The following is a 10,346-nucleotide window of genomic DNA, read 5'->3' on the forward strand; positions in this document are numbered from 1 at the left end:
TCACGCGATACGCCAGACGCAGAAAACAACAAATACTGCGGCATGGCTCTGAGAACACATAGGGGGAACGAAGGTGAATATTCTTGGATACGCGCAACGTATAGGTCGTGCGTTGATGGTGCCGGTAGCGGTACTACCAGCCGCAGCGATCTTGATGGGGGTCGGCTACTGGCTTGACCCAACAGGTTGGGGTGGTAACAGCGCATTGGCTGCTTTCTTGATTAAATCAGGGGCAGCGATCATTGACAATATGTCCGTACTTTTTGCCATTGGTGTGGCTTACGGCATGTCAAAAGATAAAGATGGTGCGGCTGCCTTGGCAGGTTTCGTCGGCTTTATGGTGATCACCACGCTTTGTGCGCCTGGTGCTGTAAGCCAAATTGGTCTCGTGGATGTTGCACTAGACAACAATGAGCTGGCGTTTAGCAAAATCAACAACCAATTTATTGGTATTTTAATTGGTGTGGTATCGGCGGAGCTTTACAACCGTTATAGCGGCGTTGAGTTGCCAAAAGCACTGGCGTTCTTCAGCGGCAAACGTTTGGTTCCCATTCTTGTCTCTGTCGTCGCTATTGCGATTTCGTTCGTGTTGATGTTTGTATGGCCGGTCGTATTTGGTGGTCTGGTTCACTTCGGTGAAAGTATCACTAACTTAGGCGCCGCGGGTGCAGGTATCTACGGATTCTTCAACCGCCTATTGATTCCAGTTGGTCTTCACCATGCGCTTAACGCGGTATTCTGGTTCGACACTGTGGGTATCAATGACTTGGGCCGCTTCTGGATGGGCGCACAAGGTCTTGCTTCTGGAGAAGCAATTAAGGGAACCACAGGCATGTACATGGCCGGCTTCTTCCCTGTGATGATGTTTGGTCTACCTGGGGCGGCACTAGCGATTTACCACACTGCGCGTCCAGAGAACAAAGCACGTGTGGCATCTATCATGATTGCAGCCGGTTTTGCTTCATTCTTTACCGGTGTCACTGAACCACTCGAGTTTGCCTTCCTGTTCGTGGCACCTGTGTTGTTTGTGTTGCATGCGTTCTTGACAGGCATCTCTTTGTTCATCGCGGCCACCTTTAACTGGACTGCCGGTTTTGGCTTCTCTGCAGGTCTTGTCGACTTGGTGTTGTCGTCAAAAAACCCCGTTGCTAACGAGTGGTACATGCTACCTGTGATGGGCTTGGTATTCTTCGTGCTTTATTACGCGACATTCCGTGCGGCTATCATGGCCATGAACCTGAAAACCCCGGGTCGTGAAGATGACAGCATTGAAGGCGCATCTGCCGGAAACGCGAATACAAATGAAACCAGCGATAACCGTGAGCTAGCACGTAAGTACCTCAAAGCGTTAGGCGGACACCAAAACCTGACATCTATCGACGCTTGTATCACACGCTTGCGCCTATCGGTAGCAAACCGTGAAATCGTCGATGAAGCGAAACTCAAAGCCATTGGCGCGATGGGTGTCGTGAAGTTAGGGGATAACAACTTGCAAGTCATTCTTGGCCCATTGGCCGAAATCATTGCCGGTGAGATGAAGCAAATCCCGGATAATGAAGATTTGTCTGCAGTGAAATTGCCATAAGCGACCACACACAAAGACACTCTTAACCCGAAAACGCCCGGCTAACGCTGGGCGTTTTTTTATGCACGGCAGGTGGAATGAGCAAAAAAAGCGCATTTAGGGGCATGCGAGGGTGAGTTTAACAACAACTGGTTGAGTAAAGTGCCGGAATAAGAGATCATAGTATCCATGTAGCTGTAAAATTCGCACTGTTTTGATACGAGGTAACCTTGATGAGTGATGCTGAAGCTCGTCCAACCAATTTTATTCGTCAAATCATTGATAAAGATTTGGCGGAGGGAAAACACACATCAGTCGTGACCCGTTTCCCGCCGGAGCCTAATGGCTATCTGCATATCGGTCACGCTAAGTCTATTTGCCTGAACTTCGGTATTGCACAGGATTATCAAGGTGAGTGCAATTTGCGCTTTGATGATACCAACCCAGAAAAAGAAAACGTTGAGTACGTTGACTCGATCAAACGCGACGTGCAATGGCTTGGCTTTGAGTGGGCAGGTAAAGAGCGCTATTCATCAGACTATTTTGATAAGTTGTACGGCTTTGCGGTTGAACTGATTGAAAAAGGGTTGGCGTATGTCGATGAATTGAGCCCAGATCAAATCCGCGAGTACCGTGGTACGTTGACAGAGCCGGGCAAGCCGAGCCCTTATCGTGATCGTGCGGTGGAAGAAAACCTCGCATTATTTGAAAAAATGCGCGCGGGCGAATTTGCCGAGGGCACTGCGTGTCTTCGCGCCAAAATCGATATGGCGTCACCTTTCATGGTGATGCGCGATCCGGTTATCTATCGCGTACGTTTTGCTCATCACCACCAGACGGGTGATAAGTGGTGTATTTATCCGATGTATGATTTTACCCACTGTATCTCGGATGCATTGGAAGGGATCACTCACTCGTTATGTACGCTGGAGTTCCAAGACAACCGCCGCTTATACGACTGGGTGTTGCAAAATATCACCATCGATTGCACCCCGCATCAGTACGAGTTTAGTCGCCTAAACTTGGAATACACGGTGATGTCCAAGCGTAAGCTCAACCAACTGGTGTCAGAGCAGCTCGTCAATGGCTGGGATGACCCACGTATGTTGACGATTTCTGGTCTACGTCGTCGTGGTTATACGCCAGCGTCTATTCGTGAGTTCTGCAAACGAATTGGTGTCACCAAGCAAGATAACATCATCGAAATGAGTGCACTGGAGTCGTGTATTCGCGATGATCTGAATGAACGCGCACCGCGTGCGATGGCCGTTCTAGACCCTATCAAGCTAGTGATTGAAAACAAAACGGATGACGTTGAATGGCTAAGTGCCCCTAACCATCCAAACAAACCAGAGATGGGACAGCGTCAGGTGCCTTTCTCTCGCGAGATCTGGATTGAGCGCGAAGACTTCCGTGAATCGGCTAACAAAAAATATAAGCGTTTGGTGTTGGATAAAGAAGTACGCCTACGTAATGCTTATGTAGTCAAAGCCGAGCGTTGCGAGAAAGATGAGCACGGAAACATCACTACGGTCTATTGTAGCTACGATCCAGAGACGCTAGGAAAAGACCCTGCGGATGGACGTAAAGTAAAAGGGGTAATCCATTGGGTATCGGCCACAGATGCTGTTCCGGCTGAGTTCCGCTTGTACGATCGCCTCTTTACTGTGCCAAATCCTGCAAGTGCAGAAAACTTCGTAGAGACGATTAACCCAGACTCTTTGCAAGTGATGCACGGGTACGTTGAGCCTAGCTTGAAAGACGCGCAGCCTGAAGCTGGCTATCAATTTGAGCGCACGGGCTACTTCTGTGCGGATAACAAAGACAGTCGTGCGGATGCATTAGTCTTTAACCGTACCGTAGGCTTACGTGACACATGGGCGAAGATTGAAGGTAAGTAACCTTTGTCTTTACGCAACGAAAAAGCCGGCATGCATTGCCGGCTTTTTTATGGGTTTGTCCCGTCCTGAAATTCGTTGATATAAAGAGAGCTTCTTTATGACAACATCAAGTCACTCAAACTTTGATCATTCAGTCATCATTGTGAATCGAAGGATCGGCTTTACAGTCGCCCTCTTGGCAGTGACCATAGAGATACAAGCTATGGTTGGTAAGACGAACATTAAAACGACCGGCAATTTCCTTTTGACGCTCTTCAATCAAATCATCCGAAAACTCAATGACTTTACCGCAGTCAAGACAGACGAGGTGATCATGGTGGTGCTGAGTCGCTAACTCAAACACCGATTTTCCACCTTCAAAGTGGTGACGGGTGACAATGCCAGCATCATCAAACTGGTTGAGGACGCGGTATACCGTCGCTAGGCCAATTTCTTCGCCTAGATCAATCAACTTCTTATACAGGTCTTCGGCACTGATATGCTGGCAATCGGGCTGTTGCAGCACTTCTAGGATCTTGAGCCGTGGCAGCGTGACTTTTAGCCCAGCTTGCTTCAACGCCTGGTTATTGTCTGACATGTGTATCTACCTGTTTTCTGCCTGCGAGAGACAGTTTGATTAGCAAGGAAAATATTTATTAAGACTATCAAAATTGCTCGGCGCTCGCCACAGCAAGGAACGCTTAGACGAACGAATTTTGATCATTCTTGGTTGCAACAATGTTTTCGAGATGTAAATATTGTCTGGTAAGACCAGATAAGGACGTCAATCAGTTATGTATCGGTTCTATAAACCAAGAATTGTGAAGTGGGCATTAAATAGTTGGCCTCCCTTCTGGGGAGCGGGGATCCATATTGAGTCTATTAGTGACGACTTTAAGTGCGTCAATATGCGGTTAAAACTGCGCTGGTGGAACAAAAACGCGAATCGAACACAATATGGTGGCAGTATCTTTTCACTGACCGATCCTGTTTATGCCTTGATGTTAATGGGCATACTCGGTCCACAGTACCATGTGTGGGATAAACAAGCGGATATTAATTTCATCAAACCGGGCACTACCGACTTATTTGCTGACTTTGTGATTAGCGATGCAGTATTGCAAGACATTCAGCAACAGGCTGGAAGAGGGGATAAAGTGTTACCCGAGTTTGTTGTGCATGTCAAAGACGCGAAGGGGGAGGTGGTAGCTGAAGTGAAGCGCACCTTATATGTGAGGAAAAAACGTCAATACCGTGACCTAACCCAAGATGCCGCATAGAAAAAACGCCAAGAGAGTCTTGGCGTTTTTGTGGTTCATTGACGAGTTAGTCTTCTAATTCCGCCAAACACATTTCTTCGTAGACCTGTTTCACCCATGTGCTGACACGCTCATCGGTCAGTTCAGGTTGGCGGTCTTCATCCACGCACAAGCCGACAAAGTGATTGTCGTCCACCAAGGCTTTAGAGGCTTCAAACTCATAGCCTTCGGTTGGCCAATGGCCAATGATGGTCGCGCCTTTTGCTTCAACAATGTCACGTACCGTGCCCATTGCGTCACAGAAATATTCTGCATAATCTTCCTGATCACCACAGCCGAAGATGGCGACCAATTTGGTTGAGAAGTCAATTTGCTCAAGTTCTGGGAAAAAGTCATCCCAATCACACTGGGCTTCGCCATAGTACCAAGTTGGGATACCCAGCAGGAGAAGATCGAAGTTATCGATATCTTCTTTACTGCTTTTCGCAATATCCTGCACATGGACCATCTGTTTGCCCAGTTGCTTTTGAATGCTCTTTGCAATTGCTTCAGTGTTACCTGTGTCACTACCAAAGAAGAGACCTACACTCGCCATATAAAAAATACCCGTTTTTTTCAGTGGGTTGCTGTTTGCAACTAACTCGAATTAAAGAAAAAGCGGTGCTTTTTCACACTCCTATACGCTAGAGCGTACGTGGGATCATTCTCCGTTTAGGAAAGTCAGCCGATGCCAACACCTTCCCATACCAGTTGAATAACCCCTTTTGTAATAAAACCAACACAGCCTAGTGTGAGAACAAACCAGACAATACGTCGACCAAAAACTGGCACATTGCCTTCTTTAAGTACGTCTTTGATTGCCATTCCGATAAAAAAGAAAATGGCAGCAAAAACGAGGTCTAGGCCAATTTTTTCGAGCAATTGAAAGTGCTCGTAAAGCATGCGTGCCTCCATTGAGCACCGACATATGCGGCGCAATATACCACAAGGGTCACAGACCTGTTAACGCTCCCCTGGCATTAAAAAGCGCTCAATAACGTTGGCAACCACGGCAGGTTTTTCAGCATGTAGCCAATGGCCTGTTCCTGCCACCATGTGCGCTTTCGAATGCGGGAACTGTTCTATAATCGCATCACGATGCTCGGGCAAAATGTATTCAGATTGTTGCCCTTTTACAAACAGAGTCGGGCCTGAATACTGTCCGAATGCCTGCCAGCCCATAATATCGCGATAACCGTGATAAAGATTATCAATATTGAAGCGCCAGGCGTAGTGACCTTGATCGGTTTTATAGAGTGATTTCAATAAAAATTGTGTCACGCCTGGGTTTTCAATCGTCTCATCCATAATCGATTGTGCTTGTTGGCGACTAGTCAGGGGAGTGTCTTGGGTGCGTTTTAGCGCCGTAAACACCGCGTCATGCCGGTTAACTTGATAGTCGACGGGGGCAATATCCATGACCACCAACTGTGTCACGCGTTCAGGAAAGCGCTGTGCGATAGCCATAGCAACTTTCCCGCCCATTGAGTGACCGACCAGCGTCACCTTGTCGAGTTGATGGTGATCCATCCATGCGACAACCGCATCCGACTGTGCCTGATAATCGACCTGCTTAGTATGATAGGACTGGCCGTGATTAGGTAGATCAATTTGATAAACACAAAAGTGATCAGCCAAGGTTTTTGCTAATCCGCCTAGATTGTCGAGATTGCCAAATAAACCGTGGATCAATACGAGCGGTGAGCCTTCACCGCGAGACTTTTCGTTTAATAACACGTTGCTTTTCTCTCAGATTACTGGCTTTGGCGTAGAGTATACCTATCTATCTCTGTATAATCGCCCCGTTAAACGACAAACAGGACTCGATGAAAAACAATGAAGACGATTGAGGTTGACGAGGAGCTATACCGGTACATTGCCAGCCAAACGCAGCATATTGGTGAGAGCGCATCAGATATTTTGCGCCGCTTATTGCTGTCGGATTCGGCGCAGCAGTCAACACAGCCTGCACCGACACCCTCTCGTTCCAGCGGCATCGTAGTGAGTAAAGATGCAGGACGCAGTGCGTCTGTTGATCGCGTTAAAGCGATGCGATCGCTATTGATCTCGGATGAGTTTGCAGCGCAAGAGCGTGCAATTGGCCGCTTTATGCTCATTTTGACCACCCTATATCGTGTGGACCAGCAAGGTTTTGCCGATGGGATGGCACTAAAAGGACGTACCCGTCTGTATTTTGCTGATAATCAGCAAACGTTGTTAGAAAGCGGCAAAACCACCAAGCCGAAGCAAATTCCAGAGACACCTTTTTGGGTGATCACCAACACCAACACCGGCCGTAAGCGCCAAATGGTGGAGCAGCTGATGGAAAAAATGCAGTTCCCCAGCGATTTGATCGAAAAGGTTGTCAACGCGATTTAATCTATGCCACTCATGGGAGACGAGATTTATGGCAGTGCATCCCCAAGCAGGGCAGCGCGCAGACGCCGCTGATTTATGCAATATTCCAGCGCTAGTCACGCGCTTTTTTCAGGCCCAGCCAACCCCCGGCAATCCGGCGCAGCGCGTTGCGTTTGGAACATCAGGCCACCGTGGCAGTGCACTAAATACAACATTCAACCGTGATCACATTCACGCGATTGCTCAGGCCATCTGTGATGAGCGCCGTGCGCTTGGTATCACGGGACCTGTCTTTGTGGGTAAAGATACGCATGCGCTGTCCGAGCCCGCTTTCGGTGCCGTGGTTGAAGTATTGACGGCCAATCAGGTAGAGGTTATTGCGCAAGCAGATCAGGGCTATACGCCAACGCCGGGCATTTCCCAACAAATTCTGGCTTATAACCGTGATCATGCTGAGCAAGCGGACGGGATTGTGATCACCCCCTCACATAATCCACCGCAAGATGGGGGAATTAAGTACAACCCTCCGCATGGCGGCCCAGCAGAAGGGGCCATCACAAAATCGATTGAAGCACGAGCCAATGATTATATTGATGCCGGCTTAGAAGGCGTGAAACGGTTGGCTATCGACGAAGCACGAGCAAGCGCTTACTACCAAGAGCAAGACTTAGTGACGCCTTATGTCGCTGGGCTCGAGCGTGTCGTGGATATTAAAGCCATTCAAGCGGCAGGATTAAAACTGGCTGTTGATCCTCTGGGCGGAGCTGGGATTCGCTATTGGCAAAAAATTGCTGAGCATTATCAGCTCGATATTACCCTCGTGAATGAGAAAGTCGATCCGACTTTTGGCTTCATGCCTCTCGACAGCGACGGTGTGATCCGCATGGATTGTTCCTCACCCTATGCGATGGCGGGATTGTTAGCACACAAAGACCACTATGATCTTGCGTTTGGGAATGACCCTGATTTTGACCGCCACGGTATTGTGTCACCAGATGGCTTGATGAACCCTAACCATTACTTGGCGGTTTGTATTGATTATCTTTTCCGCCATCGTCAGCAATGGCCGAGTCGCTTAGGTGTGGGTAAAACACTCGTGTCGAGTGCCATTATTGACAAAGTAGTTGCGGATCTTGATCGAAAGCTGGTGGAAGTCCCGGTTGGATTTAAATGGTTTGTTGATGGCTTGCATCACTGCCAGCTTGGCTTTGGTGGCGAAGAAAGTGCGGGTGCCTCTTTCTTAACCTTGGATGGACAGCCTTGGTCGACCGACAAAGACGGCATTATTCTGTGTTTACTGGCAGCTGAGATCCTCGCGGTGACCGGCATGACACCTCATGCTTACTATCAAACACTAGTGAATAAGCATGGCGATCCCGCCTATAACCGTTTACAAGCGGTGGCGAACAAGCAACAAAAGCAAGTGCTCAGTCAGTTGAACCCTGAAATGGTGACCGCGGAGACGTTAGCGGGCGATATCATTACTGCAAAGCTGACTCACGCGCCAGGCAATGGTGAAGCGATTGGTGGCTTAAAAGTCGTCACTGACTCTGGATGGTTCGCTGCTCGGCCCTCTGGTACGGAAGAGATCTACAAGATCTATTGTGAGAGCTTTAAAGGTGAGGCGCACCTGCGCATGATCGAAAAAGAAGCGCAACAGATCGTGGATAACGTTTTTGCTGAGCAAGGGGTATAACACGCCAAATATCCCCTCGCGCGTTGTAAAGGCCGTACCGTTAAGGTGCGGCTTTTTTATGTGCGTCTGGCGGCCACTATACTTTAGGCGGTTGAGTTTGAGGCCAGTCCGGGGTGACGACAAACCAGGGCGTGAGATACTCATCAACCAAATGACAAGTGCGTGTCAGCGAAGCCAACGCCGCTGTATCAAAGCGGGGTAAAGTATGAAAATCAGGGATGCTCAACCACTGATCGCGTGATAAAGACGCATAACGACGGTCTTGGGGTAAGGCATCAGGCCAGCACCACCAACCGGTAATACAATCGAGATTGACGCTGGGTGCATCTGGGAGTGGTGCGTTTTGGTGAAACGGCTGGTACAAACGGCCGTGGATACACAGTCGCTTCTTTTGCGGTCGCCATTGTGGGTGGTCGGCTAAAAAGCGGGGATGATCGGACATAGCAAGCTGATGGTTCATCATACGCGCAGCTTTAATGTCTAATGCATCTTTAGCATTTGGACCCAGCCAGCGACCTTGATGGGCAAGATAAAACTTTACTGCGACTTCCCAGTGTTCGAGTTGCTCACCATTTTCAATCAAGAAATCCACGGCGCCAACCGTTTTACCTGCATCATTAATCTGTATCTCTTCAGCAACCACATTAAGGTGAGGTTGCTGTGCAATCAGGTTTGCTAATAGCCATTGGTAGTAAAAGCCAATGCGGTGTGGTCCGCGATAAGACATCTCTGCCAAGGTGTTATCAGCGACTTGCCACGTCGAGGTATTGACCATGGGGAAATCCGCTGAGGATAACAAAGGCGGTTGGGAGCGAATCCAAGCCATATCCTTTGCGATTTGCTGCCGACGGGCAAACAGTAGTGATGTCGTCATTGTAATTTTATTACCTTGTTAATCGATTGTATCGTCGTAGCTGAACGATTTTTGCGCTAATATGTAGTAAACATACTAAACGGATGGTATACTTTCCTCACAACTGGTCAGATGAGTGAGGTTAGTCATGTATAAACCGTTCGATAAAACCCAAGTCGTTTTGCGTCGCAGCGCTGTTGTGGTTGCAGGTATTGTATGTGCGCCTACATTAGTGGTGCCACCTTTGGCATCGCGTATTTATAGTCATCTTCATCAAGTCTGGTTAAAAGATAGTACTAAGCCGGTCTGGCTGGCTGAGTCTGAGAAAGCGGGCGGTTTTTTATAAACATCACGCCTTACTGGTTGAGCGGCTAACGGAAACGTTAGCCGCTTTTTTGTTTGCCCAGCGAAGCTGGCAAACCCGTCAGGTTGAAAGAAACCTGAATCGCCCCGACTGAGGGGAAGATAATCCGACTCGCAAGGGCGTTGCTGGCCAACGGCAGGGTCTGAAGGAAGCGATAGGAAGTTAGAGGCACACAACGCAAGTGAACCTGTTTCGGCTTGATAGGTGGGTAAGCGTGCAAAATAGCGTGAAGTCCAATACTCAGTCAGACCTATCAAGTGCTTGAGGGTGGCGTCTCTGACAGGGAGCCAGTGCAGTAACTGGGGAAGCCTGGCACCCCATCCAGAGAAACAC

11 protein-coding genes are annotated in these 10,346 nt (G+C 48.6%); 6 read left to right on the forward strand and 5 right to left on the reverse strand.

Going from position 1 to position 10,346, the window contains the following annotated elements; all coding sequences use genetic code 11:
- Nucleotides 1-73 precede the first annotated feature (73 nt).
- Both nagE and glnS read left to right on the forward strand, forming a co-directional pair.
- Entirely contained in the window at nucleotides 74-1,585 is a 1,512-nt protein-coding gene (gene nagE / locus BGK46_RS09095; RefSeq protein WP_069588689.1) for an N-acetylglucosamine-specific PTS transporter subunit IIBC, read from the forward strand.
- 212 nt (nucleotides 1,586-1,797) lie between these two features.
- Complete coding sequence (gene glnS, locus BGK46_RS09100) at nucleotides 1,798-3,465, forward strand: glutamine--tRNA ligase (RefSeq protein ID WP_069588690.1); 1,668 nt, start codon at nucleotides 1,798-1,800, stop codon at nucleotides 3,463-3,465.
- A 130-nt stretch (nucleotides 3,466-3,595) separates the two neighbouring features.
- Here glnS and fcrX read toward each other — a convergent pair whose 3' ends face one another.
- Nucleotides 3,596-4,042, reverse strand: coding sequence for a ferric iron uptake transcriptional regulator FcrX (gene fcrX / locus BGK46_RS09105; protein WP_069588691.1), 447 nt, complete (start codon nucleotides 4,040-4,042; stop codon nucleotides 3,596-3,598).
- A gap of 196 nt (nucleotides 4,043-4,238) precedes the next feature.
- Here fcrX and BGK46_RS09110 point away from each other — a divergent pair, with 196 nt between their 5' ends.
- Complete coding sequence (locus BGK46_RS09110; RefSeq protein WP_069588692.1) at nucleotides 4,239-4,724, forward strand: DUF4442 domain-containing protein; 486 nt, start codon at nucleotides 4,239-4,241, stop codon at nucleotides 4,722-4,724.
- A gap of 46 nt (nucleotides 4,725-4,770) precedes the next feature.
- Here the strand turns inward: BGK46_RS09110 and fldA are convergent, their stop codons facing one another.
- From fldA to BGK46_RS09125, 3 genes are all read right to left on the reverse strand, one after another.
- Nucleotides 4,771-5,298 carry a flavodoxin FldA gene (fldA, locus tag BGK46_RS09115; protein WP_069588693.1) on the reverse strand — a complete coding sequence of 176 codons (528 nt, stop codon included), beginning with the start codon at nucleotides 5,296-5,298 and terminating at the stop codon, nucleotides 4,771-4,773.
- 125 nt (nucleotides 5,299-5,423) lie between these two features.
- Nucleotides 5,424-5,645: a DUF2788 domain-containing protein gene (locus tag BGK46_RS09120; protein WP_069588694.1), complete on the reverse strand. Its 222-nt coding sequence runs from the start codon at nucleotides 5,643-5,645 to the stop codon at nucleotides 5,424-5,426.
- A 60-nt stretch (nucleotides 5,646-5,705) separates the two neighbouring features.
- The gene (locus BGK46_RS09125; protein WP_069588696.1) at nucleotides 5,706-6,479 is read right to left on the reverse strand and encodes an alpha/beta fold hydrolase; all 774 of its coding nucleotides are present in this window, start codon (nucleotides 6,477-6,479) and stop codon (nucleotides 5,706-5,708) included.
- 99 nt (nucleotides 6,480-6,578) lie between these two features.
- Here BGK46_RS09125 and seqA point away from each other — a divergent pair, with 99 nt between their 5' ends.
- Nucleotides 6,579-7,121, forward strand: a complete 543-nt coding sequence (seqA, locus tag BGK46_RS09130; RefSeq protein WP_069588698.1) for a replication initiation negative regulator SeqA — start codon at nucleotides 6,579-6,581, stop codon at nucleotides 7,119-7,121.
- A gap of 28 nt (nucleotides 7,122-7,149) precedes the next feature.
- The gene (gene pgm, locus BGK46_RS09135) at nucleotides 7,150-8,796 is read left to right on the forward strand and encodes a phosphoglucomutase (alpha-D-glucose-1,6-bisphosphate-dependent) (RefSeq protein WP_069588699.1); all 1,647 of its coding nucleotides are present in this window, start codon (nucleotides 7,150-7,152) and stop codon (nucleotides 8,794-8,796) included.
- A 76-nt stretch (nucleotides 8,797-8,872) separates the two neighbouring features.
- Here the strand turns inward: pgm and BGK46_RS09140 are convergent, their stop codons facing one another.
- The gene (locus BGK46_RS09140) at nucleotides 8,873-9,670 is read right to left on the reverse strand and encodes a DUF1853 family protein (protein ID WP_077640804.1); all 798 of its coding nucleotides are present in this window, start codon (nucleotides 9,668-9,670) and stop codon (nucleotides 8,873-8,875) included.
- A 127-nt stretch (nucleotides 9,671-9,797) separates the two neighbouring features.
- Here BGK46_RS09140 and BGK46_RS09145 point away from each other — a divergent pair, with 127 nt between their 5' ends.
- A complete protein-coding gene (locus BGK46_RS09145) occupies nucleotides 9,798-9,995 on the forward strand; it encodes a DUF2517 family protein (protein WP_069588700.1) in 198 nt (65 codons plus the stop codon).
- Nucleotides 9,996-10,346 lie beyond the last annotated feature (351 nt).

The sequence above is a fragment of the Salinivibrio sp. SS2 genome, from assembly GCF_001722075.1.
GTDB lineage: Bacteria > Pseudomonadota > Gammaproteobacteria > Enterobacterales > Vibrionaceae > Salinivibrio > Salinivibrio proteolyticus.